Consider the following 25,137-nt stretch of genomic DNA (forward strand, 5'->3'; position numbering starts at 1 on the left):
CACTTTCCGTGACTTTGCGGCATTTTTTTTAGCAACCACTTCCAAATTCTATTTTCTCATGGCTCCCTAAAGGACCTCTATCTGGCAGGCTTTCATCGCTTCCAGCGCCCGCTCATGACTCTCCGGTGTCACTCCGGCGCAGCAAAGAGAGTCTACCATGATCGGTACCTCCGGCAAAAATGCTTTCAGCAGCATAGCATTGGAAATCACACAGATATCTGTGCAAAGCCCTACCAGTGTAATGCTGTCAATGGTCTCTGATTTATTAAATTCTTTCAGGACTTTTCCCAGAGTTTCGCTGCCAAAGGCTGGCTTGTCAATGGGTCCGGACTCCAGAAGCTCTGCGATCTCCTCCCGGATCTCCCAGCCATAGGTGCCGCGGATGCAATGCTCTACAGGAAGCATTCTGCCTTCCTGGGTCTGCAGATAATCCCCACCGTGAGTATCCCTGGTCGCCAGCACAAGACCATTGAAATTCTTCACTCTGTCCACCACATTAGGCACAATGGCTTCCGCCTCCGGTGTGCCAAGCGCTCCGTCAATAAAATCATTCTGCATATCGATCACAACTAAAATATCCATATTTTCCCCCGTACTTCACATGTTTTTTAACAAAATTTTTCTCAATTCATCCCAAACACCACATATTTTTGTAAAACTTATTTAGATTAACTATACCACTTTATTGGAATTTCGTATACCGAAACGGTCAGATTTCTGAAAGATTTTAAAAATTTTTCCAACCATTGCGGATAATAATGTTTTGATGAATCTCTTCGCATATAGTATAATACAATTAACAACCACAAAAATTTAACACCGCTCACATACAAGGAGAATTACCATGACCAAGGAGAAATCCCCTGCCCGCCAGGGACCAAGATACATTTTCTATTTTCTGATGCTCGCCATTCTTGGATGGTTCATTTTCATGCAGTTTTTCGGTGCGGATGAAAGAACTGTCAGCGGAAACTCTCCGTCCCTCCTCTATCCCGGAACCTTTACCTGGGAAAAATCTGACGGCACCACTGAAGAAATCACAGTTCCCGGTTCCTATAATGTTCCCGCAGGCGAAACCATGGTCATCACATCTACCCTTCCGGCAGATTTTGATGCCTCATCTATAGCGATTCGTTCCTCCCTGCAGGACGTAAACATATACATAAACGGCACCTTAAGAGAGCAGTACAGCACCAGTAAAACCCGTCTGATTGGGAAAAATTCCGCCAGCCGTTTCATTTTCTACTCCACCTCCCATGAAGATGCCGGAAAGGAGCTCCGCATTGAACTGACCACCTACACCTCCAACTATTCCGGTGTTGTGAACCAGATTTTCTGCGGAGATAAAGCGGACATCTGGCAGCTGATCTTCAACCATTACGGACTGGCCACTTACATCGCATTTTTCACCCTGTTTGCAGGACTGACCACCATTCTTTTCAGCCTTACCCTTGGTTTTGTGTACCACACAAGCTTTGACATGGAATATCTTGGCTGGTGCATGATAATGGGAGCAACCTGGATGCTGGGCGAGTCCAAAATCCGCCAGCTGCTGATTCCAAACTCATCTGCCCTGGCTTCCTTGTGCTTCGTTATGATTCTCCTTGGACCGATTCCCCTTCTGCTTTATGCAGACAATGTACAGCACGGACTTCACCGCAGACTTTATCATATTGTAATCGGAATCTCCCTGCTGAATTTTACAGTCTGCTCTATTCTAGCCATAGCAAATATTGCAGACTACATTGAAACCCTCCCCCTGGGGCAGATCATACTGATAGGTACTTTCCTGATGGTGTTTATCCATCTTTGCCTCTACATCCGAAACAGAAAAAAAGCCTCAGACCATCTTCTGCTCCTGGCTCATTTGCTCATTTTGCTTTGCGTTGCTGCTGAATGTATCTCTGTATATTTTGTCACATCTCTGTCCGGTCTTTTTATCGGCATTGGAATGCTCATTCTGCTGTTTGTCAACATTGTCCGGACTCTTCGAAGCATCCAGCGTATAGAGAATGAGCGCCAGCAACAGGAACTGGAACGCAAACAGAAGCAGACAGAAATCCTTTCTCTGCAAATGATGCAGACTTTGTCCACCACTATCGAGGCCAAGGACGAGTACTCCCGCGGACATTCCTACCGGGTTGCAGAATATGCCGCACTTATTGCAGCCGAGCTTGGATGGTCTTCAGAGGAAATCCAGCAGTTAAAGCATGCCGCTTACCTTCACGATATTGGAAAAATTGGTATTCCGGATCTGATCTTAAACAAGCCCTCCAGACTTACAGATGACGAGTATAATCTGATAAAAAAACATACCGTCATCGGTGCAGAAATACTGAAGGATATTACCTTTGTCCCTCATATTGTTGAAGTGGCCAGAAATCATCACGAACGGTATGATGGAAATGGATATCCAGACGGGCTTTCCGGTGTCGAAATTCCCATTCATGCACGCATCACCGCAATGGCAGACAGCTATGATGCCATGAATTCCCGCAGAATTTACCGAAATGCACTTCCTCCGGAAATGATCCGGGAGGAAATCAGTAAGAACCGCGGGAAACAGTTTGATCCGGAAATTACAGATGTATTTTTAAAGCTATTAGATGAAAAGCGTGTTGTTCTCCACAATATCCGCACACAGGAAATAACAGCTCCACCAGAGGCTGACCACACCATTAACAAATTCATTTCAGAAGTAGTCAGCACCATAAAGAACCAGGAGGATTCAAAGAATTATGATTTCCTGACCGGTCTTCCTATGAGAAGCCTTGGAGAGCGGCTTATTGCAGAATTCATGCAGGAACATAACGGCTGTCTTATTTTCCTTGATATGGATAATCTGAAAAAAATCAATGACGTTTATGGACACATGGCCGGTGACCGCGCCTTAAGGAATCTGGGAACCCTGCTTTCACGCTATACAGCCAACGGTATTGCCTGTCGTCTTGGTGGAGATGAATTTCTTCTGTTTCTGCCAGACATAAGTGCTGAAAATGTGTCGAAACTAACGACACGGCTTTTCCACCACTTCCATTCCATCGCAGAAGCTGATCCTGAAATCAAAGATGCTGCTCTGTCTGCCGGTTTGTATATGTGCACTACCAGCGATACCTTTGCAGACTGTTATTCCAAAGCAGATAAGGCATTATACAATGTAAAGCAAAATGGTAAAAATCACTTTTCCTTTTATCATCAGATCAGTCATTCCTCTTCCGATTCACCAGGTACTGCCAGGGATCTTCAGCAGGTGGCAGACGCGCTTCGCAAAAGTGGCAGCTATGCAGGTGCTCTTGAACTGAATTACCGGGATTTTTCCAGGCAGTATGAATATATACAACAGCTCATTATCCGAAGCGGAAGCCGCTGCTACCTGGTAATGCTCACACTGGAAGCCACTTCGGACACTCCCGCTCATATTGAAGAAATTGAGCAGACACTTTCCCATATGGAACAGGCTATCCAAAACACCATCCGGCGTGTGGATATCTGTACCAGATACAGTTCCATGCAGTATCTGATCATCCTGTTTCAGCCGGTTGAATCTCAGATTCCCAATATTATGAAACGTATTTTTATGCAATACTATAGAAAGGCAAAAAGCACTAACTTTCTGCCCACATATAAATATCTGTCTATGGCAGAAAATAATATGGATACAAATCAAAAATAAAAGCTTCTGACAGATACAGGATTTTTCAGTCCTGTGTCTGATTCAGAAGCTTTTATTTTTGGGGGATGACCATATCACTTTGAATATTTCTCTACTTTTTCCTCATACTCTTCCTGACTTGTTATCTCATGCTTCACAATATGCCCATGGTTCTTTTTCTTTGCAGTCAGATTCCTGCCAGGTCTTGGTGCATACTGATCCTCCGGAATCTCCAACGCATTTGCCACTGCATGAATAACCCCATTGCTGCTGTAGGTTGCTCCACTTACCGCGTCTACATTCAGACTCTGCTCAGCCTTCATCTGTTCGATTACAGCTGGTGCTGCCCTGAAAAAGTATTCCTCTGTATCACAATAGGAAAGAATGGAAATATCCGTTACCTTCTGTTTTTCAACTGTAACCTGAACCTCCACATCCCCTCGAAATGCATCGGCCGAGCCGGTATAAATGCCATCTGTCAGATTCTGAAAACGTCCAGCCTCTATAAAGGATTGCTTATCTTCAGATTCTTCCTGTTCAGGTTTCTTCCCTTCACCTTCGTCATTTCCCAGTGCTTTATTCACAGCTTCAATCAAGCCGTTACTGCTGTAAGTCGCTCCGGAAACTGCATCTACATCTGTATTCTGCCTGCTGATCATCTCCTGGAAAATCCTGTTTTTCGCTCTCTCCATATAAGACTTATCATCTGCATAATCATCCAGTACAAGCTCCGTTATCTTCCCATCGGCAACCTTTACCGTAACCGTCACCTTGCCTCTGTAGCCCTCACCGGTTCCTGTGTAAATACCATTCTGAAAGTTACCTCCAGCATCATTTTCTGCCGTTTTTTTCACTGAATCTGCCGTTTTCTCTTTAGCCAGATTTCCTGCTATAAGGAGCTGTGACACCATGATGGTAGCACAGGTAACGCCCACTCCGATCAGCACTCCATATCTGCTTCTAAAGTGCGCATTCCCTTTCGGACACCAGCTTACACACTTCTGACAGCTGATACATTCTCCTCCGGCAATCCTGTCTTTCTTCGTAAGATCCATCCCCATGGTGCATTTCGAGGTACATAAATGACACTTTCCGCACTCTTCCCGCGGCTTATCAATTTTCAGGAAAGATGTCTGTGAAATCAGTGAATAAATTGCTCCCATAGGGCAAAAATATCTGCAAAAAAATCTCTGTACAAACAGTGAGCCAATAAAGATTAAAAGAAGCAGAACTCCTCCAACTGAAAGCAAAGGCTTCAATCCTGGCCAGTGTCCAAATGAAACATACTGCCCAAACACCTGCCACGGGCCGGCTGTTTTCACAGCTGTTACACCACTCCATATGAATATTATAAAGTAAAAAAGCACTGCATACTTGGCAAATCTGAATATCCGGTCATCCTTTTTCAGGTTTCTTTTTCCCGGAAATAATGCCCGCAATCTGTGTGATCCAAGCCATAGCAAATCCTGCACTGCTCCAAAACTGCAGAAAAATCCACAGAAAAACCTTCCCACAAGTACTGTTGCCGGCACAGTTGCCAACAGCATCCATACCGAATACTTCACACTTTCCCATGAAATATTTCCCTTGTATATGCAGGAAACAATATTTCCCACAGCTGCGAATTCCCCTTCAAATAAGCCCGGAATTAAAGCGAAGGACAATATCTGGATAACCACTTTGATCCAGTTGATTTTCTTATTTTTCAGAAAGTTTTTTCTGTTCATTCTTTATACTCCTTAGAGCGGGTCTGAAAAAGACTCTAATACAAGTCTTCGATTGTAAGCAGCACCGCATTTTCTCGCGCCGCCCTTTCCTTTACTGACTCTGTGAAACCAGATTTGCTGAAAAACATAAGATACTTTTCCTCTGCATTTTTAAACATTTCTGCAGCCATAACCAGGTCATCATACTCTTCCATAGGCATTGGTTTATTTCGAAACTTACATTCACAGAGCAACACTTTCTTTCCCGTTTTATCAAACGCAAGTATATCAACATCATCCTGCGCTTTTATCAATAGATTATTCCCCCACCATTTTCCCATTTTATATGGAATAAACGGAAGTTTCTTCGCAGGAAAGCTCCAGGCCCAGCATGGAATAATAATTCTGATTTGTAAAAAGGAATCTGTACCAGAACTTATAATAATTATCTGTTATCTCATAAATCCCTTTTTTACTTGTTTCTGGCTCGGTACAGGGAACACACTTCTCAATTAATCGCAGAGTCTGCAATGTAAGCATATATTTGCTGCACTTGCTTTTCTCTTCATGAATTCGATCTGCAATCTCACGAATCTTATTACATCCATTGGAAATCGCCTCTAAAATGGAATTGTATACTGAAGGCTCTCTTAATTCAATCCTCAAAAGTGTCTGGGGTTCATCATTCAAAAAGGCCCTTCCGTAAGCAGATTATTTTTTATATTTTCCTCCAGTGAAATCTCAGAGGAAAACGCCTCCAGATGTCATTGAAGGATTCGGTTCTGCCAGAAAAGGAAGCTCATCAATAATCAATACCAATTTTTCGTCTGAAATTTTTCCTGTAATATATTCAAATGCAGCTTCCCAATTTTGAAAAGAAGATATAAAAGAGCCTTCGAAAAATGTTTGCACCATCTTGGAAAAGTTCAGAAGATTCAAAGAATCATTCTTCTCTGTGCAGAAAAAAACAGGGCTTTATGTCTGCCGGCAAATTCTCTTAAGCAGCCTCCTCGTTGTCAAATCATAAGCGCCGTAAACAAAATATACTACTTGCAGTAGTATACTTATAAATAGTATATTTTATTCTGTGATATTTTCAATCGATTTTCCATATTATTTTAAGAAAATATGTTCGCCAGTTTCCATATCCTCTACATCCAGGTAAATTGCCCTGCACTTTTGGGGCAATTCTTCCATGTGCATAAGCTCAAGCCAGTTTTTGTTCCAGTCGGTGTGCCAGTGACCGAAATACCAGTGTTTGAAAGATCTGCCCTTCTTGTCGCCGCTGCCATCTGCAAGCATCTCATTAGTCTGGTTCAACTTGTCACATACCCATTGAAAATAGTTCTGAAGGGGTTCTTCTTCCCTGGCTACGTGGTAGTAGCCAAGCGTTTTCACTCGGTATAATGGGCAGGTGTGTGTGATCGCATAGTCTACTTCATAATCTTCTGCTTCCAGATTCTTATTGGAATTGGCGTAATCAGAGTCTGTAGGAAGCTTTTTGGCCATCATCGCAATGTAGTCTCCATTTTTTTCTGCAGCTGGTAATAATTACTCTCTTTTCTTCATATACATTGTTTTGCGTCCTGCGCCAGTTCGTATTATAGCACCCTCATCAACCAGTTTTTTTAATGCTGATTCTACTGAGGAACTTCCAAGACTAGGACATGCAACCAGTGCATCATGTTTCGAAAACTTTCCGAGCGTGTTTTCTGAATATGTCTTTACAACATCATATGCCTTGCTTTTTTTTCCTGTTTTTTCAGCTAATACTATTCTTGCCTCAAACTCTCTATAGCACGATAGAATAATTCCTAACATATATTTAATAAATGGCTTGGGATCATTCTCTCCCTCATACCAGTTTTGATCCGCATTTTGCAAAACTTCATAATATGTTTCTTTTGTATCCGCAATAGCTTTTTCTATACTGATATACTGTCCAACAATATATCCACTTCGATATAGGAGCAATAATGTTAATAGTCTGCTCATTCGTCCATTTCCGTCATTGAAAGGATGAATACATAGAAAATCTAATATAAAATTAGGTATCAGAATGAGCGGATCTACAATACCATCCCCTATAGCTTTGTTATACTCATTGCAAAGTCGTTCTACTGCATCTGGGGTTTCGTAAGGTTCTAATGGCTTAAACAACACCACTTTCTCTCCATTTTCAAGCATCATATCAATCTCATTTGGAGTGGTCTTATATTTACCAGCATAAGAAAATGCAGTATGTTTTAACATCTCACCGTGAAGCTGCAAAATATAATTACTTCGAACAGGAATTGCTTCGTAAGCTTCATGGACAATATTTAGGACATTACGATATCCAAGTATTTCTTCTTCATCTCTATTCCTGGGCGTTGTTTTATCTTCCACAAGCTGTTTTAATCTTGCATTTGTTGTCACAATACCTTCTATCTGATTCGAACTTTCTGTACTCTGTATTTTCGCAATTTCAATCAGGCGATTAAGTTCAACGGGCTTTTGTCTTAGATACAGATCTTGTTTTCCTTTATACTCATGGATTTGTGCAACATATGCCAGAATCTCATTATCCCAGGTCCTTTCCTTAAGTTTGGAATAATCAAATACTCTCATTCCAACTCCTTTCTCCCAAGCTTCTTTTCTTTCTCCCAATATTGGCGCATTTTTGGGAGATATTCAAATATGTTGGGATAATAATATTATTGTCCTTTTTTCTTATCCTTTCAGCAACTGCACTGCCCCGCCACAGACCTTTTCGTGCACATATGCATCTCTGAATTTAATTTAAAGCTTATACTCTTCAATCATGCATTCATGTACTTTCGTTCTCTTATTATAATTCACTCCAACCAGAAGTGCATTTCCAGCATATTCTTCCAGACTTCTGCAATATTCTTTTCTTTTAATCTGGCTGATTGCCCCATCTGCACTCTTGTCCCATTTCAGCTCTACCACAAGTGCCGGTTTATCCTGAAATTTCTTACGTGGAATAAATACTATATCCGCAAATCCCTTTCCACCTGCCAGTTCCCTGTGCATCGTGTAAAAATTCCTTGCAGCATATAAGGCAAGAGATATCGTATAACTCAAAGCATTTTCATCATTATACTGAATATGGGACGTTTCAAAATGAGCCAGCTGTATTCCTTCTGCAACCTGCTGTGGCCGTCTCTGCCAGATTGCATTTAACGTGTCAGCAGATTGCTTCAGCGCAATTGATACCTCCCCCCAGTCCGATGCAGCTACACTGTTAACATACTCATTTCGCACTTCATTATTCGGAATCTTCACCACCTTATTCTCCGAATCATAAGCCAGATAACCCAGATGAATCAACAATGTCAATACATCGTCCTCTGTCCGGAAGGTTATCATATCGTTAGTAAAACTTCCCGTATTAACCGGAATCCTTTCCCCTGCAATCATGCTCAAAACATCATCCTTCAGGCCATCAAAATTCATATCAATATAAACCTGCAAGGCCTCGAATGTTTCTGTCTGATTCCAGTAATTCTCTATTTTTCCAAAGAGCATACTGTTTACAACAGAGCGAGGACTATACACCGACGCCGCCATGGAAAATGAATATCCGTCATACCAGGCTTTTACCTCCTCCATATCCATCCTGTATTTATGGCACAGATATTCCACTTCCACCTCAGTAAAGCCCACATACGGTGCAAGAGGACCTGGATTTATCATGGAAAATTCATCAAACATATTTAATGCAGAATGGGTTCCATATTTCTTTATTGGCAAAATACCCGTCATATACGCTAAGTGAATACACGCCTTATCCTTCAGCAAATCTCTCAGGAAATCCAGGTATTTCTCCTGTGCTTCCTTATTCTGCCTGAACTCCCTGAAAATACAGTCCCACTCATCTATAATAACAACAAATGGACACTTCTCAGTCTCATAAATATCCTGCATGGATTCCACCAGATCCGTATCGTCAAAATAATCCACATCCGGATATTCTCGCTTCAGATCCCGCAAAACAAGTTTTTTTACCCGGTCAACCAATGCTTCAACACTATCGCTTCTACTCAGAAACTCCTGCATATTCAAAAAAATGGTATTATACTTATTTCTGTACTTTTCAAAATCAGGACTCTCGGATATTTCAAATTTGGAAAATATTTCTCTGGAATCACAGCCTCTGCTGTAATATGCCGTAAGCATATTCGCAGCCATGGATTTTCCAAACCTCCGCGGGCGGCTGACGCAGACATATCCCTGCACTGTATTCATTACCCGATTCGTGTATCCGACCAAACCAGTTTTATCTACGTAGATTTCAGAATTTACGCTTTTTTCAAAGCTCTCCATTCCCGGATTCAGATATCTGCCCATAGTTACCTCCTGTGTCCTTATCCGTTTCCATATTCTTATAGCGTAAGTATATAACATTTTTTTGCTTTTGACTACCTTAGAGCCTGTTTGAAAAGGATTTTCGCAAGATGTGCGCCACACTTTGATCTCCATTCTCTTTTTAGAATGTGTTTGAGAAAGGATTCGTCTATAAACTTCATTTCGCAAAGTTTAATTACACCATCTTTTCTGATATCTTGTTGCCGTAAACATTAAAACAATATTACAATTATTCTTTCACACTATTCTTGCCAACCGGCGACAGCACTATTAAAGAAGCCAAAAATACAGGCGGTACTCACCTTTCCTGAATACCAGCCTGCATTTTCCGAGGTTTTTTCAAAATTTTATAGCAATTTCTATCTTCAGCTTAATTTATTAACCGCTTCTGCCAGTTTCAGATACTCCTGGTAATGTTTCTTATACCAGTCTTTCTTCTCAGAATCCGGTTTGTAAATCTTAATACATTTCGCAGCCATATGTTCTGCTGCCACTTCCAATGTCTCGTAAATTCCAGCTCCCACAGCAGCATACATAGTGGCTCCCTGTGCACATGTCTGGTCACTGTCCAGAATGTGTATCTCACGTCCGCTTAGGTCAGACAACATCTGCATAACATAAGGTGATTTCTTAGAAATTCCACCTACCGCGATCATCTTTTCAATATCAATTTCCTGTTTCTCGAAGCCCTCAATCAGACGGTACAGACCACATACAGCTCCAAACACAAGACTGCGGTAGAGATACGGCGCATCCATTCCCAGCGATAATCCGGAAATGGCAGATCTCTGGAAATCGTCTGTATTTGGATAACGGCGTCCATTAAACCAGTCCAGTGCAATTGGGAATGGCTCTTCCGGAAGTTCTTCCGCCTTCTTCTGCAGCATAACCAAAATCCGATCTTCGACTTTTTTGTATAGTTCATCTGAAATACCAGAATTCTCATCAGCTGCAAGTTCTGTCAGCGGCCACTCCAACAGCCTCTTAAACCATGCAAATATATCTCCAAAAGCCGCCTGTCCGGTCTCCACGCCTACGTATCCAGGCAAAATGGAATTCTCAGCCTGTCCACAGTACGCCTGAATATCTTTTCCATTCAGGTTCTCCGGCTTCTCCACGAACATATCCACACAAGAAGTTCCCATCGTACATACAAAAGTCTTCTTCTGAATACCAGCACCCACAGCGCCTGCATGAGCATCAAAAGAGCTTCCTGAAATCACAGTACTCTCTTTTAATCCCAGTTTCTTAGCCCATTCCGGACAAAGAGTTCCAACCTTCACAGTAGACGGCTGCGGTGCATTTCCATACCGCTCGCGAACCTGTACCAGATACGGATCCAGCTGTTCCAGAACAGAAGCTGCCGGCAGACCATTCCACTCGCTGTGCCACAAAGCCTTATGACCAGCTGCACACGCACTGTGGTAAATTTTCTCCGGTCTTGTTTCCCCGCAAAGAATACCAGTCATCCAGTCACAATGCTCCTCCCAGGTATAAGCTGCCTGGCGGATTGCTTCATCATGTCTCACTGCATAAAGGATTTTTGCCCAGTACCATTCCGCACTGTAATCTCCCTGGTATTTGGTATAGTCATTCTCACTGTTGTTCCTGAATAACTTGTTTATCTCGTCCGCCTCAGCAGCTGCAGCGTGATCCTTCCAGAGGAAAAACATGGCGTTTTCATTCTCTGCAAACTCATCAAGCAGTGCCAGCGGAATTCCATTTTTATCTACCGGAACCGGAGTGGAACCAGTAGTGTCCACTCCAATTCCAATCACATGATCTTTCTGCTCTTCGGTAAGCTCTGCCAGTGCTGTCGTAATGCATTTTTCCAAAGATTCCAGATAATCTAATGGATGCTGGCGGAAAATGCTGTACTCCGGATGCTGATAGAGTCCAGCTTTCCAACGTGGATAACAGGCAACACCCTGTCCAACATTTTCCCCAGTCTCTGTATTTACAATAAGCGCACGAACAGAATCACTTCCGAAGTCAACTCCAATTACATAACTTTCTGCCATTTGCTTAACCGTTTCTTTCCTGTAATTATTTTCTGGAAATTGCTTTCTTTGCTTTCTCAGCAATATTCTCAGGGGTTAATCCGTAATGTTTCAGCAGTTCTGCCGGAGAAGCGGAATGTCCAAATGTATCCTGAACTCCAACAAACTCAGTCGGAACACTCTTGTTCTGAACCAGAACTTCTGCAACAGCTGCTCCAAGTCCGCCGATCACATTGTGCTCTTCTGCTGTAACAATTGCACCGGTCTCTTCTGCTGCTTTGAGAATGATATCACGGTCAATCGGTTTAATTGTATGCATATCAATAACTCTTGCACTGATTCCCTCAGCCTCCAAAAGTTTCTGTGCTTTCAGAGCTTCCTGAACCATAAGGCCACATGCAATGATTGTAACGTCTTTACCATCTTTCAGCTGTACGCCTTTGCCAATCTCAAATGAGTAATTCTCAATTGTATCAGTTACACACTCAACTGCCGGACGCCCTGTACGGAAATAGCATGGCCCCTGGAAATCAAGCATAGCCTTTGTTGCAAGACGAGTCTCATTTGCGTCACATGGAACAATTACAGTCATTCCCGGAATTGTACGCATAAGGCTGATGTCCTCAAGAGCCTGATGGGTTGCACCATCCTCACCAACTGTAAGGCCAGCGTGGCTTCCTACTACCTTTACATTTAATCCTGGATAGCAGACATTGTTTCTTACCTGGTCATAAACACGGCCTGCTGCAAAAATAGCGAATGTATGTACCAGAGCAGTTGCTCCACATGTTGCAAAACCAGCTGCTACATCTACCATGTTTGCCTCAGCAATACCGATGTTGTAAAAACGTTCCGGATATTTCTCTGAAAAATAAAGTGTCATGGTGCATTTCTTTAAGTCTGCGTCAAATACATAGATGTTCTCATCTGCACCAAATTCAGCTAATGCACGTCCATATGCTACTCTTGTTGAAATATTCTCTCCCATTTTATCAGTCCTCCAGTTCCGCAAGTCTAGCATCCAATTCAGCAAAACATGCCGGCCACTGTTCCGGTTTTGGCTGTCCGCCGTGGAAGTCAACATTATTTTCAAATAAGGAAACGCCTTTGCCTTTAATAGTATGTGCTACGATTGCAGTAGGTTTTCCGGTTACTACAGAAGCAAGCTCTACAGCGTCTGCGATCTGCTCTACATCATGTCCGTCGATTTCGATCACATTCCAGCCAAATGCTTTGAATTTGTCACCGATCGGGTATGGAGACATAACTTCTTCCAGAGAGCCATCCAGCTGAAGATTGTTATTATCTACAAATGCGATCAGATTATCAGCTTTATAGAAGCCTGCACACATAGCAGCTTCCCAAACCTGGCCTTCCTGAATTTCACCATCTCCCATGATACAGAATACACGGTTTCCAGTCTTATTTGCCTTTGCATACATAGCCATTCCAAGAGCCGTGGAAAGTCCCTGTCCAAGAGAACCCGCAGACATATCAACACCTGGCACATGAATCTCTACATGTCCGGAAAGATCACTGTCCAGTTTACGGAATGTAGAAAGATGTTCTACCGGGAAAAATCCCTTGAGAGCTAATGTTGCATACATTGCCGGTGAGCAGTGTCCTTTGGAAAGAACAAGTCTGTCACGGTCTGGCTTGTCCGGGTTTGCCGGATCTACATTCATTTTGTCGAAATACAGTACTGACATAATATCACAGATGGAGAAAGATCCTCCAATATGTCCGGAACCTGCAGTCTGGATTGTCTGCAAAGCTGTTTTACGAATTTTTGCAGCCCATAACTCCAACTCTTTTTTCTTCTTGCTGTCCATTTGTTTAGTCTCCTTTTTGAATTTATATGATTATTTTGCTGCGTTCTGTTTTTTCTGTTTCACCATATCAACATAAACTGCTGCGATGATGATAATTCCCTTTAATACAAACTGCCAATAAGAGTTGACATGCATTAAGTTTAATCCATTTGAAATAAGTCCGATGATCAGAACACCGATCAGAAGTCCACCTACAGAACCGGTACCACCGAAGAAAGAGGTTCCACCAAGTACTGCTGCTGCAATCGCATCTGTCTCATAACCTTCGCCTGTGGATGGCTGTCCGGAAGCAAGACGGGAAGCAAGAACTACACCGCAGAAGCCAGCAAGCGCACCACTGATTGTCCATACAAGAATTTTAATCTTCTTTACATTAATACCGGAGAAACGAGCGGATACTTCGTTTCCACCAACTGCATAGATATGACGTCCTGTCTGGGTTTTATTAAGGAAGAAATAGTCCAGGATCAGGAAAATGATCATATATACAACTGGAAGCGGAACTGGTCCAAGAGAACCCTGTCCGATTTTTGCGAAACCATCGTTACCATAAGCTGTTACAGGAGATCCGTTTGCTACCAGATAAGCAGTACCACGACAGAAGGACTGCATTGCCAGTGTTACAACGAATGGATGGATTCCTGTGTAAGCAACAATTACACCATTCAGTAAACCGATTACAACACCAATCAGAATACCCATAAGAACAGCAAGCTGTACCGGGAATCCCCACCACTGGAAAGCTGCAACGGTCATAACACCACTCAACGCTGCAAGTGCACCACCGGTCAGGTCGATACCAGCAAGGATGATTGCCATCTGAACACCGATTGCAAGGAAGCAGTTTGTTGCACATGTTCTTAACAGGTTAAGAATGTTTTTCTGTGTCAAAAAGTTATTTCCAAAGATGGAAAAGATTACGCAAAGAATTGCTAAGCCTAATAAGATTCCCCAGTTCTGGGAAAAATAGTTTTTTACAGCCCGGCCTACGTAGCTCTGTGATTTTTTATTATTCATTGTTGGATACCCCCATAGCGTACTTCAAAATCCGTTCCTGATCATACTCATCGTGACTTAACTCACCCATGATGTGACCTTCTCTCATGATCATCATTCGGTCACTCATGTTCATTACTTCAGGCATCTCTGAAGAAATCAGAATGATTGCCAGTCCCTGTTTCGCCAGGTTGTTGATGATGGTATAAATCTCTGCTTTTGCACCGACATCAATTCCTCGAGTCGGCTCATCCAGGATCAGAATCTTCGGATCAGTAGCCAGCCATTTCGCCAGCAGTACTTTCTGCTGATTTCCACCTGAAAGAGTAGAACAGTTTACAAGAGATGAAGGAGTCTTAATGTGAAGTTTCTCGATTCCGTCCTCTGTGATCTCATCTTCTTTTCGGGTATTTACTACCAAATTCTTAATGAAACGATCCAGTACAGCAAGTGTAGTATTGAACTTGATGGTATTGTTTAACAAAAGACCTTCTGTCTTTCTACTCTCTGGAACAAGGGCAATACCATGTTTCTGCATGTACGCCGGATCATGTTTCTTTGTTTTTTCTCCGTTCAGATAAATCTCTCCGGAATCCATAGGATCAAGTCCCATGATTGCTTTCATAAGCTCAGATCTTCCGGCCCCTACCAGTCCGTAGAAACCAAGTATCTCTCCGCTTCTTACCTGGAAGCTGCAGTCAATTGCTCTTTTTCCTGCATTAATGTTCTTAACTTCCATCATGATGTCGCCTGGTTTATTATAAGTACGAACATAGTAGTTACCCAGGTCCCGACCTACCATCAGGGAAATCAGCTCACTCTCTGAACATTCAGCTGACTGACGTTCTCCCATAAATTCTCCATCTCGCATAATGGTAACTGCATCACAAAGCTGGAATACCTCTGCCATCTTATGTGTGATGAAGATAATGCCCATTCCCTGTTTCTTAAGGTCTCGTACTGTATCAAACAACACATCTACCTCTTTTTCAGAAAGAGAAGATGTCGGTTCATCCAAAATTAAAATCTTCGCATTCAGTGAAAATGATTTTGCAATTTCCACCATCTGCTGCTGTCCAATAGAAAGTCTTCCTACAAATTCATTTGGGTCTACATCAAGACCAACTCTCTCAAGAAATGGTCTTGCGGCTTCTGCCATTTTATCTTTACTTACCATACCAAAAGAGTTCTTCATCTCTCTTCCAAGAAAGATGTTCTCTGCAATTGTAAGATATGGCTCCAGCGCAAGTTCCTGATGGATAAATGCAACTCCCAGAGCCTGAGATTTATGAATTGAATGGATTGCTACTTTTTTTCCTTCAATATAAATGTCTCCTGAATCAGCCGGAAAAACACCGCCCAGAACATTCATCAGTGTGGATTTACCGGCTCCGTTCTCACCCATAAATCCCATAACCTCTCCGGCGTGAACTGTGATTGCTGCATTGTTCAACGCTTTAACACCGGGGAAAGTTTTTACTATGTTTTCCATACGTAAAAGTTCTTTTTGCATATTTGTGCTCCTCTGAAAAACTGCCAGAGATTTCACTCTCTGGCAGCCAGTTTTCATTCCTGTCTTCCGATATTTCGAGACAATAACGGATTATGGATTACTGCCAATCTGTTACATCGAAATCAGCAATATTGTCTTTGTTGATCAGAACTACGTCTATAGTCTGGTCATGCTCTACTTCTTTGCCATCCAGAGTATCAATTGCTGCGTCAAGAGCTTTCTGTCCGATTACAGATGGCTGCTGAGCTGCAGATGCTGTAGCAGAACCGTCAGCAACATATCCCATGAAGTCCGGGTTACCATCAACACCATAAATCAGGATGTCATCTTTGCCTGCTGCCTGAGCGGCCTGTACACATCCAAGAGCGCCCATATCATTGATGCAGAAGAATGCTGCAAGGTCATCATCAGCTGTTAAAACATCCTCTGCTGCTGTCATTGTCTTAGCTGTGTCACCTTCTGTATCTGTTGTAGATACGATTTCGAAGTAATCACCAACTGTATCAAGGAAGCCCTGCTCACGCTGTACACAAGCTGTTCCGGATGGCTGATCCATAACTGCGATCTTGGAACCCTCGTCCAGTTTGCTCATCATATCGTTTGCACACTCAACACCTGCTTTGTAGTTATCGGAAGCGATAATACTAACAACTTTGTCGGATGCATCAACTGCTGTGTCTACGTTGATAACCGGGATTCCAGCATCTTCGCAAGCCTGAAGAGCCTCTGTTACTGCTGTACAATCCATAGGAGCAAGGATGATCGCATCAACTTCCTGAGCGATTAAGTCGTTTACGTAGTTGTTCATGGTTGCCTGATCGCTGTTTGCATCAACTGTTACAAGCTGGGAATCAACGTCCATTCCTTTTGCTTCCATCTCTTCTTTGATACCGCCAAGCATTGCGGTCCAGAATGGGTTGTTCATTGTGGTCGGTACATATGCGATTGTGTAGTCGTTTCCAGCTGCATCATCAGATGCATCGTCTGCAAATACAGTTGCGCTTCCCATTGTTGTCATTGCCATTGCCAGTACCATTGCTAATGCGAGATTTCTTTTTTTCATTTCGATTCTTCTCCTTTTTTTACGTTTCTGCTCATTTATTTTATCTTCTGATTATAACTTTTCGAAAAGATGTTCATGGACTCCGGATTCCATTAGCAGGTTCCCATATTTTGTTATAATCAGATGATCAGTACATGTTTCATTGCCTGATTTCAGGCTGGTTTCCACCGCGCACCCTTAGCGCTTCGGATCAGATCAAATATATTATCTCTTCTGCAGAGATTATCAAATGTATAGTAAAATCCACCCAACAGGAAAGAATCCTGACTGATTTTTGAATATCTTATAGAAGCATTTTCTTCCACAAATGCAGGTACAAAATTTCGAATAGCCTCCCGGATTTTGTTTACAAAATCTTTTGTATCCGGATAATCAGGTCCAATAATGATACAATCTGGATTGATCAGATAGATAATATTGGCAATTCCATATCCCAGCATCCAGGCTACTTTATGTACTGCCCATGTGGCCAGTGCATCCCCTTTCCGGTATGCATCAAATACTTCCAGATATGTACTTTTCTCATTTAAAATAGTGTCTGGAAATTCGAATAACCTTTCTTTCACATATCGTGCCGCGCTTTCTGAACCTGCACAATATTCAAAGGTTCCTTTATTTCCCCTTGCCTGGTTATAATTGATTCCCATGTAACCACCTTCACCGGCAAGCCCCAAATGACCATTCATAATATTTCCATTTACAACACATCCGGTACCAATACCAAATCCTCTGGATCGTACCACTACCAGACTTCCCCGCTCCTGACCTTTGATTTCCTCTGCACATCTCCACTCTGCGTAAGCGGAAAGTTTGGCGTCATGCTTGATCATAACCTTTCTGCCAAGTGCTTTTTCAAGTTCAGCTTTCACATTGATCTGGCTTAGCTCTTCGAATTCGGAAACCATGAAGATTTCTTCATTCTTCTCCGGTCTGTTGATAAACAGTCCAGGCACTGCCAGACAGATTCCAAGGATACGGTTATTTCCATATTCATTTGCCATTTTCACCGCATCGGCTTTCAGGTTTTCAACAATTTCCCGGAAGCCATTCTCTTTTTGAAAATTGCAGCAGCTGTGTTTAATCATATTGCCGCTAAGATCAAAAATCGCCAACTGGTAATCCTTACGAGTAATTCCTATGGACATTGTATAAATGTCATCCAGTTTCAAATTAAGCTTCTCGCCTCTTCGTCCAGCGGCAGTCTCACCATTTACTTCAACAATCCCCATTTCAAAAAACTCATTGATGATATTGGTGATCGTTGCTTTCTGCAGGTTTAACTCTACGGCTAACTCTGCTCTGGTCATCATGCCTTTCTCCTGAAGAGTTTTAAAAACAAGGATCCGATTGTTCTTCTGCATCTCCATGCTATTCATTCCACGTCTCATTGCTGTCCCTACCTTTTGTGTTTTTTTATTAAACTTAAGACCGATGTGTTCGAATCATTAACATTCTGTAGTGTTCATTTCTCGTCTCCTTGCATTAATTATATTAACGCAAATCCCCCTAGTAGTCAATCATTTTGTGTTAAATTAATGAACAAATTTCGTGTATTAAGTTTGTGTATGTTTTATATTTTTCTATTTTTGTCGTGTAGAGTTCATTTGTTGAACATTATGTAATAATAAAGGTTCCTATTTCCGTTCATTTGGTTATAAACTTGTGTTCATAGGAAATCTTTTGTATGTTCATCATTTGAATTTTAATCTGATTGGTTCTATTATACGGCAGAAAGAAAATATGAGCAACGAATAACAAAAATTAAAGTAATCCATACCGCACAAAAGGCAATGAACCATTTCTGGTTCATTGCCTTTTACTTTACCTACACTGTAATTGCAAATAATAACAATAAAATTTATTCTCCTTCTCTTCAAAAGAAACCATAATGCGTCACCTCAATTTGACCTCTACAGCCGTAACCCTTTAATATCTTTAATCCGTGATAAGATCGTATTGCAGCTACAGCTGATAATGCCGGGCAGTGTATCAATGACGTTGTGCAGGAAGTGCTCCATTTCATCACTTGATGAAGCAACAGCATGTACATGCAATTTGTCTCTTCCTGTGACACGGTAAATCTGTGTGACTGTATCGTCTTTGTATAAAATATCCGTCACCTGTGCCAAATGCCCTGGTTTTATTTCAATTTCAAAATAACAGGATACAGCCCCACTGATTTTTTGCGGATTTATTATTGTTGTATATTCTTCAATTATCCCCTTTTTCTCCATAGCCTGAATCCGGGCTTTTACTGCCACTCTGGAAATGCCGGTTTCTTCACCGATATCTGAGTAGGAGATACGTGCATTTTCTATAAGTAACTGGATAATCTTCTGATCCAGTTCATCTAAATTATCCAGGTACATAAGTGCCCTCCTGTAAAATAATATCCGTCAGCTTTATTCGATTTCCCAACCAGCTTTACGGCACAATCTCAAGCCAGTAGCCATCTGGATCTACGATGAAATAAATTCCCATTGCTTCGTTTTCGAAGCAAATGCAGCCCATCTCTTTGTGCTTCTTGTGCGCAGCCGCGTAATCCTCCGCCTGAAATGCCAGATGGAATTCGCATTCACCCAGATTATATGGCTGTGGATGATCCTTAAGCCAGGTAAGTTCCAGCTCAAAATCACTTACATCGTTGCTCAGATACACGATGATAAAATCATCGGTAGTCTTTCTTCTCACCTCGTGCAGATCAAGGGCCTCATTGTAAAATTTAATAGATTGGTCCAGGTCTGACACATTGTAGTTTTCGTGAATCATCTTAAATTTCATAGTTCTTCTCCTTTTGTACATTCTGTGTTTTTAATGCGTGACTTATATTGCGGATATTCCGTAATAAACCGCTTAATTACACTGGCATCATTCCAGTAATGCATTGGAAAAATGACATTGCAATCTACATTTTTAAGGAAATACAGGATCCCGTCGGCATAATGATCTCCCTGCCTCGGATCTAAGGGAACAAATGCAGCATCAAAATGCATACCCTTAATTTTCCTAATCTCCGCACGATACGCAGAAGTAAGTCTCTGGTTGTCAGCTTTCGGCTCACCATCCCAGTACCAGTCGTTTAAGTCACCAGCATGATAAATGGTGCCTTCCTTTGTCTTGACAATAAATGCGACACCACTATCGTTAGACAGCAATGTATCCACTTTGGTATCATTATCCAGATTATAAGTCTGATCATGATAAACATATGTGATCTTCAGATCCGATAAATGATTCCTTTTTCGTATATCATTCGCCAGGACTGCCTGATAAGTCATCCCCATATCTTCAAGAATCCCAAAGATTTGTGGGTTAAAATGATCCTGGTGGAAATGACTGCAAAAAACGATTACTTCTTTTTCCTTGTCAAGGTTCGATAGTTCACCCTTATAATAATCAAAAATATAGTAGCAGTCTCTGGTCTCAATTAAAAACCCACTGTGGTTAATGTAAGTAACTTTCATGATACCTCCTTCATTTCCCGCGTTCTCTTTCAGCTATTTCTGAAGCAACACGTCAAATGAAAAACATTTTCTTATAGCATGTTTAAAAAAAGCTTTCTGCAAAATACAGCCAGATACTATAGACTTGATGATCTTCTGAGCGCCACATAGGATATTAAAAAGTTCGCAAACCAACCTGCTGGTACAGCAAGCCAGACGAATTCAATGCCAAAACGCGGTGCAAAAATCAAGGCAACAGACAGGCGAATCGCCAGGTTTACCATGTTTGCAATAAGAAACGGACGCATGATTCCGAGACCACGAAGGACTCCATCGGTTGCCATTTTGATTCCCATAAAAATGAAGAAATAACCAAGCCATCTCATATAATCCCCGGATACCTGATAGGCCAGAGCGGTTCCGTCTTTACCAAGAAACAACGAGGAAATTTGCGTATGCAGCGTTTCAATAACGATGAAAGCAATGGCTGCAAAGCACACATCCAGCACCAATGCAGCCTGGTAGCCTTTTTTGATACGCTGGGGTTTGTTTGCGCCGAGATTCTGTGAAACATATGGCGAAACTGCATTGCCGATGGATACAAAAATCAGGGAAAAAACATTCTCAACCCGCATCGTCGCCGCATATCCCGCAAGCGCCTGTGTGCCGAAGGGATTTACAACAGCCTGTACGATCATCATGCCGATAGACACTGTAGACTGCTGAAGAACCGAAGGTACAGCAATTTGAAACATGGAATATAACTCCTGCCTGTCAAACCAGTCAAAGGGACTTTTATATCGCCGCATCCGGTGAAAGAAAATCAAAAGCGAAAACACGGCGGAAATGCCTTGTGCAATCAAGGTTGCAAGCGCCGCACCGAACACGCCGAGATCAAGACCAGCCACCATCCAAAGATCCATAAAAATATTTAAGACTGACGAAAATATCAGGAGTCCCAGTGGAATTTTTGATTCGCCTATGGAAGTAAACATCGTTGAAAGAATGTTGTACATAAACAAAAAAGGAAAACCCACGAAATAGACCCGCAAATACAGCACTGCATCGTCCAGTATATCGGCAGGGGTTTGTAACGTGCTCATCATCCAACGGGAGGAGCAAAAGCCAAAAATACCAAGGACTATGCTTAGAATTAAAAAGCTAAGCAAGGACGTTGACACAATGGTTTTCATTTTTCCATACTCCCTGGCACCGAAATAACGGCTCACGAGCACACCGGCACCCACACCGGCACCCAGTGCCACACAAATGAAAACATTGGTCAGCGCTGCACATGCACCGACAGCTGCAAGTGCAGAGGAACCCACAAACTGACCGACGATAATAGAGTCAGCCATATTGTATATCTGCTGAAAAAAGCTGCCGAGAATCATCGGCACTGCAAAAACCGTCAGCGCTTTAAGCGGCGCATCTGTGATTAAATATTCATCTTTTGACATTATCATATGCCTCCACAGGTTTCATAATTTCATTTATTCTTCCCTTCATAAGAATTTATTTGTTTATTCGAAATGTAAGTTTTAAGTTACGTTCCGAAGCAATTATATGTGGTTGCAACTAATAAGTCAAGTCGCCGTTTACTCTGAGTTACTGGTCACTCCGTGACCAGTAACTCACTTCGCGATGCACAGAAATCATGCATTCGCATGATTTCGCGCTGAGATTCTCGGGTTTTCTGTGAACCTTGTTCACAAAAAACACCTCGCGGAACGTTACCAGTGAACAGTAACACCGATATTTCACCTTATATATTTTGCTATCACCGGTAAAAGTACATTCATATCAATTGGTTTTGCCACATGATCATTCATTCCCATGGATATTGCCTTCTGTCTGTCCTCTGCGAAGGCGTTTGCTGTCATTGCAATAATGGGGATGGAGGCTTTCTTCTCATCTTTCATTCTGCGTATCCTGGCTGCAGCATCATATCCATCCATCACCGGCATCTGAATGTCCATAAGAATCATATCATAATATCCGGAATCTGCTTTCTCCAGCTTATCCAGACACTCTGCTCCATCTTCCGCACGGTCTGTAATGATCTTTTGTTCCGCAAGCAGTTCTATCGCGATCTCTGCATTCAGATCATTATCCTCTGCAAGAAGAATACGTTTTCCTTCCAGCTTTTCTAATACATCTGGCTGTTCAGATATCTGATCCCTATATACATCCGCTTCTGATGCCATATCAAAAGAAATATCTACCGTGAATTTTGTCCCGACACCTTGCGTGCTTTCTACCTGGATGCTTCCGCCCATCAGCTCAATCATGGATTTTACAATAGGAAGGCCCAGTCCTGTACCAGCGACCTTGTTCTCTGTGGTTGTATGTTCTCTGGAAAATTCTTCAAAGATATGTGGAAGATATTCCTCACTCATGCCAATACCTGTATCTTCACAAGTAAAAATAAACCGGGCTTTCCGGGGATTCTCTGAATCTTTCTCATATATCTTTACATGGACCGCATGCCCATCGGATGTATACTTTATTGCATTGCTGATAATATTCAGCATTATTTCCTGAAGTTTCACTCTGTCACAAAAGATAAACGTATGATATACATCCAAATCTGCCGAATACTGCTGGTTCTTCTTCCTTATATCTTCCTCAAATACTGTGTTTACCGTATGAAACACTGCGTTTATATCCTCAGCTTTCAACTGCAGCGCTATAGTACCGCTTTCAATACGGGCTATCTCCAGGATCTGGTTAATAATCGTCATCAGCAAATTTCCGGAAGAACAGATTTTTCCCAGATATTCCTTTGCTTTTTCCTCGTTCTGAAGATTCTTTTCCAGTAATCCGGAAAAACCTATAATCGCATTCATCGGCGTCCGTATATCATGGCTCATATTAAACAGAAATCGCGTTTTTGCTTCATTTGCACTTTTCGCCAGCTCCGCCGCTTTCTTAAGATCAGCAGCATATTGTTTTTCTCTGTGCTTTTTGCTGGATATCTGATAATAAATTGTAGCGACCAATAATGAAAATATATAAGAAGCGGCAATAGCGAGGAGCCAGTATGAAACCGGGATCCACCCATTCGAAGGCACAATATCAAAATACCATGTGTTATTCGGGATCTCACATTCTATCGTCAGGCTGTCTTCCGGCATATCCTCCTGACTCTGGGCAAAAATAACCTTATCTCCACTGCTTCTGTCATAAGACCAGATCTTATAGCTGAAATCCGCCTCACTTAAGGATTGCAGATTTATGTCACTCATGAAACGATCCCAGTCAATTACCTGGAGTACAAATCCCCAGAAACTACTCTTTCCAGAATCATCGTTTCGATAAACCGGTTTAAAAAGTAATGCTCCGGTTCCTCCCTGCTTTAACTGATAGGGGCCACCAAGTGTATACTCCCCGGTTTCCTTAGCCAGAGCTGCATCCTTTTTCCGTTCATGTTCCCCCAGTACATCCAGTCCAAGAGCCTCTGAATTTCCCTGCATAGGATAGATTTCGGTTATGATCCCTTCCGGTGCCAGCTCAAACGCCTTTACCACACCATCCTCATTGGGAATCTTTTCTGCCAGTTCTGAAAAAGTGTTTTCATCCATATCCGATCCATCAATGATATAATTTCCCAGAAGATCAGAAATCGTTATATAATTGTCCAACTTTTCCTTGACTCTCCTTATCGTACTTTGTGCCATATAGATTCCCGATGCTTTTTTTTCCTTTTCCTGATATCTGAGCATCTGACCACACGCAAAAAATGCAAGCAGGAAAGAGAGAAGGCCAACAATATAGCAATATTTCTTAATATGTTTAGCAGCTGTACCATTTATTTTCATTGAATTTTCCTCATTATGTTTTCTTCCAACTGTTTTTCAGCGGGCTGTGCAATAAAATCGAATGGTATCTATCACTTTCTCATCCGATGCCTGATTAATGTCTGATATCAGAGACAGAATCTGATTCAGAAGTTCCAGCTTTTTGTTAAATTGTCTGTAGTTAATCTCATGTTCTTCATTCTTATTATCATTTGCCTTAAACTTTTCCATAAAATCCCCCAACACTTATATAGAAAATATTCCCCCATTAATGCCTAAAAACAAAAGGAGAACAGCCGATACATATGTTCGAACTGTTCTCCTACATTACTGTTCACTGGTAATGTTCTTTGTACTCATACCGTTCCGTATCTATATGACTTCTTTCTTATTTAGAATAAGTATATTTTTAAATAAAATTTGAAGATACTTTCGTTTCTGCAAAAGTCATTTCCGCTTATATCACTTTCATAATATCACAGACCGTTACGTTTGTCACATAAAAGTTTAAATAACTGTGATGCGCTTCTTTGCATATCCTTTTCCGGCAGTTGCCGTTATACCTGTCGCTTTCAGCACATCATTATATTTTTTTAAAAACTCATAATCTGCTCTTCGTCAAGTCTTTTAAGAATTTCGCATGCCAACTTAACCGCATTATCAAAATCAGCATAAGCTGAAATCCCGTAATGTGTGTGCGCATAGCGAACCGGAACACCAATAACAATGACCGGAACTGCTTTTTCAGTCAGATGTATAAC

General features: G+C 41.8%; 21 protein-coding genes. 1 reads left to right on the top strand and 20 read right to left on the bottom strand.

Going from position 1 to position 25,137, the window contains the following annotated elements:
• Nucleotides 1-66 precede the first annotated feature (66 nt).
• Nucleotides 67-582: a cysteine hydrolase family protein gene (locus tag AB5642_RS02205; RefSeq protein ID WP_368371431.1), complete on the bottom strand. Its 516-nt coding sequence runs from the start codon at nt 580-582 to the stop codon at nt 67-69.
• A gap of 262 nt (nt 583-844) precedes the next feature.
• Here AB5642_RS02205 and AB5642_RS02210 point away from each other — a divergent pair, with 262 nt between their 5' ends.
• Nucleotides 845-3,673, top strand: a complete 2,829-nt coding sequence (locus AB5642_RS02210; protein ID WP_368371432.1) for an HD domain-containing phosphohydrolase — start codon at nt 845-847, stop codon at nt 3,671-3,673.
• Nucleotides 3,674-3,747: 74 nt separating this feature from the next.
• Here the strand turns inward: AB5642_RS02210 and AB5642_RS02215 are convergent, their stop codons facing one another.
• The 19 genes from AB5642_RS02215 to AB5642_RS02305 form a co-directional block, all read right to left on the bottom strand.
• Nucleotides 3,748-5,379 carry an FMN-binding protein gene (locus AB5642_RS02215; RefSeq protein ID WP_368371433.1) on the bottom strand — a complete coding sequence of 544 codons (1,632 nt, stop codon included), beginning with the start codon at nt 5,377-5,379 and terminating at the stop codon, nt 3,748-3,750.
• 35 nt (nt 5,380-5,414) lie between these two features.
• On the bottom strand, nt 5,415-5,672 hold the full coding sequence (locus AB5642_RS02220) for a restriction endonuclease (protein ID WP_173770566.1): 258 nt from the start codon (nt 5,670-5,672) through the stop codon (nt 5,415-5,417).
• Between the two features lie 28 nt (nt 5,673-5,700).
• Nucleotides 5,701-6,048: an ATP-binding protein gene (locus tag AB5642_RS02225; RefSeq protein ID WP_173717191.1), complete on the bottom strand. Its 348-nt coding sequence runs from the start codon at nt 6,046-6,048 to the stop codon at nt 5,701-5,703.
• A gap of 423 nt (nt 6,049-6,471) precedes the next feature.
• Complete coding sequence (locus tag AB5642_RS02230) at nt 6,472-6,870, bottom strand: hypothetical protein (RefSeq protein WP_187565364.1); 399 nt, start codon at nt 6,868-6,870, stop codon at nt 6,472-6,474.
• 39 nt (nt 6,871-6,909) lie between these two features.
• Nucleotides 6,910-7,968 (bottom strand): Fic family protein, encoded by a 1,059-nt coding sequence (locus AB5642_RS02235; protein ID WP_173717194.1) that lies wholly within the window; start codon nt 7,966-7,968, stop codon nt 6,910-6,912.
• A gap of 171 nt (nt 7,969-8,139) precedes the next feature.
• Nucleotides 8,140-9,711, bottom strand: coding sequence for an AAA family ATPase (locus AB5642_RS02240; protein ID WP_368371434.1), 1,572 nt, complete (start codon nt 9,709-9,711; stop codon nt 8,140-8,142).
• Between the two features lie 383 nt (nt 9,712-10,094).
• Nucleotides 10,095-11,750, bottom strand: a complete 1,656-nt coding sequence (locus AB5642_RS02245; RefSeq protein ID WP_368371435.1) for a ribulokinase — start codon at nt 11,748-11,750, stop codon at nt 10,095-10,097.
• 25 nt (nt 11,751-11,775) lie between these two features.
• On the bottom strand, nt 11,776-12,717 hold the full coding sequence (locus AB5642_RS02250; RefSeq protein WP_173772937.1) for a transketolase family protein: 942 nt from the start codon (nt 12,715-12,717) through the stop codon (nt 11,776-11,778).
• A 4-nt stretch (nt 12,718-12,721) separates the two neighbouring features.
• On the bottom strand, nt 12,722-13,561 hold the full coding sequence (locus AB5642_RS02255) for a transketolase (RefSeq protein WP_148463103.1): 840 nt from the start codon (nt 13,559-13,561) through the stop codon (nt 12,722-12,724).
• Nucleotides 13,562-13,591: 30 nt separating this feature from the next.
• Nucleotides 13,592-14,578: an ABC transporter permease gene (locus tag AB5642_RS02260; RefSeq protein WP_173772935.1), complete on the bottom strand. Its 987-nt coding sequence runs from the start codon at nt 14,576-14,578 to the stop codon at nt 13,592-13,594.
• Complete coding sequence (locus AB5642_RS02265; protein WP_368371436.1) at nt 14,571-16,070, bottom strand: sugar ABC transporter ATP-binding protein; 1,500 nt, start codon at nt 16,068-16,070, stop codon at nt 14,571-14,573. The genes AB5642_RS02260 and AB5642_RS02265 overlap by 8 nt, the downstream gene beginning before the upstream one ends.
• A 97-nt stretch (nt 16,071-16,167) precedes the next feature.
• Complete coding sequence (locus AB5642_RS02270) at nt 16,168-17,133, bottom strand: substrate-binding domain-containing protein (protein WP_342981969.1); 966 nt, start codon at nt 17,131-17,133, stop codon at nt 16,168-16,170.
• A 152-nt stretch (nt 17,134-17,285) separates the two neighbouring features.
• Nucleotides 17,286-18,521: an ROK family transcriptional regulator gene (locus AB5642_RS02275; RefSeq protein ID WP_173772933.1), complete on the bottom strand. Its 1,236-nt coding sequence runs from the start codon at nt 18,519-18,521 to the stop codon at nt 17,286-17,288.
• Nucleotides 18,522-19,043: 522 nt separating this feature from the next.
• Complete coding sequence (locus AB5642_RS02280; protein WP_368371437.1) at nt 19,044-19,502, bottom strand: Lrp/AsnC family transcriptional regulator; 459 nt, start codon at nt 19,500-19,502, stop codon at nt 19,044-19,046.
• Between the two features lie 55 nt (nt 19,503-19,557).
• Nucleotides 19,558-19,914 (bottom strand): VOC family protein, encoded by a 357-nt coding sequence (locus AB5642_RS02285; RefSeq protein ID WP_368371438.1) that lies wholly within the window; start codon nt 19,912-19,914, stop codon nt 19,558-19,560.
• Nucleotides 19,911-20,597, bottom strand: a complete 687-nt coding sequence (locus AB5642_RS02290) for an MBL fold metallo-hydrolase (RefSeq protein WP_368371439.1) — start codon at nt 20,595-20,597, stop codon at nt 19,911-19,913. The genes AB5642_RS02285 and AB5642_RS02290 overlap by 4 nt, the downstream gene beginning before the upstream one ends.
• Nucleotides 20,598-20,713: 116 nt before the next feature.
• Nucleotides 20,714-22,036 (bottom strand): MATE family efflux transporter, encoded by a 1,323-nt coding sequence (locus AB5642_RS02295; protein WP_368371440.1) that lies wholly within the window; start codon nt 22,034-22,036, stop codon nt 20,714-20,716.
• A gap of 300 nt (nt 22,037-22,336) precedes the next feature.
• Entirely contained in the window at nt 22,337-24,397 is a 2,061-nt protein-coding gene (locus AB5642_RS02300) for an ATP-binding protein (RefSeq protein WP_368371441.1), read from the bottom strand.
• A 36-nt stretch (nt 24,398-24,433) separates the two neighbouring features.
• Nucleotides 24,434-24,607, bottom strand: coding sequence for a hypothetical protein (locus AB5642_RS02305; RefSeq protein ID WP_187565370.1), 174 nt, complete (start codon nt 24,605-24,607; stop codon nt 24,434-24,436).
• Between the last annotated feature and the right edge of the window lie 530 nt (nt 24,608-25,137).

The sequence above is a fragment of the Ruminococcus sp. 1001136sp1_2201st1_G3_2201SCRN_220225 genome (assembly GCF_040924365.1).
Lineage (GTDB): Bacteria > Bacillota > Clostridia > Lachnospirales > Lachnospiraceae > Blautia_A > Blautia_A faecis.

What these genes read in the sequence shown, in the direction of transcription:
- AB5642_RS02250 (WP_173772937.1), bottom strand. Translation starts at nt 12,717, where the DNA reads ATGGGAGAGAATATTTCAACAAGAGTAGCATATGGACGTGCATTAGCT.
- AB5642_RS02240 (WP_368371434.1), bottom strand. Translation starts at nt 9,711, where the DNA reads ATGGGCAGATATCTGAATCCGGGAATGGAGAGCTTTGAAAAAAGCGTA.
- AB5642_RS02300 (WP_368371441.1), bottom strand. Translation starts at nt 24,397, where the DNA reads ATGAAAATAAATGGTACAGCTGCTAAACATATTAAGAAATATTGCTAT.
- AB5642_RS02265 (WP_368371436.1), bottom strand. Translation starts at nt 16,070, where the DNA reads ATGCAAAAAGAACTTTTACGTATGGAAAACATAGTAAAAACTTTCCCC.
- AB5642_RS02235 (WP_173717194.1), bottom strand. Translation starts at nt 7,968, where the DNA reads ATGAGAGTATTTGATTATTCCAAACTTAAGGAAAGGACCTGGGATAAT.
- AB5642_RS02205 (WP_368371431.1), bottom strand. Translation starts at nt 582, where the DNA reads ATGGATATTTTAGTTGTGATCGATATGCAGAATGATTTTATTGACGGA.
- AB5642_RS02290 (WP_368371439.1), bottom strand. Translation starts at nt 20,597, where the DNA reads ATGAAAGTTACTTACATTAACCACAGTGGGTTTTTAATTGAGACCAGA.
- AB5642_RS02260 (WP_173772935.1), bottom strand. Translation starts at nt 14,578, where the DNA reads ATGAATAATAAAAAATCACAGAGCTACGTAGGCCGGGCTGTAAAAAAC.
- AB5642_RS02230 (WP_187565364.1), bottom strand. Translation starts at nt 6,870, where the DNA reads ATGATGGCCAAAAAGCTTCCTACAGACTCTGATTACGCCAATTCCAAT.
- AB5642_RS02305 (WP_187565370.1), bottom strand. Translation starts at nt 24,607, where the DNA reads ATGGAAAAGTTTAAGGCAAATGATAATAAGAATGAAGAACATGAGATT.
- AB5642_RS02280 (WP_368371437.1), bottom strand. Translation starts at nt 19,502, where the DNA reads ATGTACCTGGATAATTTAGATGAACTGGATCAGAAGATTATCCAGTTA.
- AB5642_RS02215 (WP_368371433.1), bottom strand. Translation starts at nt 5,379, where the DNA reads ATGAACAGAAAAAACTTTCTGAAAAATAAGAAAATCAACTGGATCAAA.
- AB5642_RS02270 (WP_342981969.1), bottom strand. Translation starts at nt 17,133, where the DNA reads ATGAAAAAAAGAAATCTCGCATTAGCAATGGTACTGGCAATGGCAATG.
- AB5642_RS02255 (WP_148463103.1), bottom strand. Translation starts at nt 13,561, where the DNA reads ATGGACAGCAAGAAGAAAAAAGAGTTGGAGTTATGGGCTGCAAAAATT.
- AB5642_RS02295 (WP_368371440.1), bottom strand. Translation starts at nt 22,036, where the DNA reads ATGTCAAAAGATGAATATTTAATCACAGATGCGCCGCTTAAAGCGCTG.
- AB5642_RS02275 (WP_173772933.1), bottom strand. Translation starts at nt 18,521, where the DNA reads ATGAGACGTGGAATGAATAGCATGGAGATGCAGAAGAACAATCGGATC.
- AB5642_RS02245 (WP_368371435.1), bottom strand. Translation starts at nt 11,750, where the DNA reads ATGGCAGAAAGTTATGTAATTGGAGTTGACTTCGGAAGTGATTCTGTT.
- AB5642_RS02285 (WP_368371438.1), bottom strand. Translation starts at nt 19,914, where the DNA reads ATGAAATTTAAGATGATTCACGAAAACTACAATGTGTCAGACCTGGAC.
- AB5642_RS02210 (WP_368371432.1), top strand. Translation starts at nt 845, where the DNA reads ATGACCAAGGAGAAATCCCCTGCCCGCCAGGGACCAAGATACATTTTC.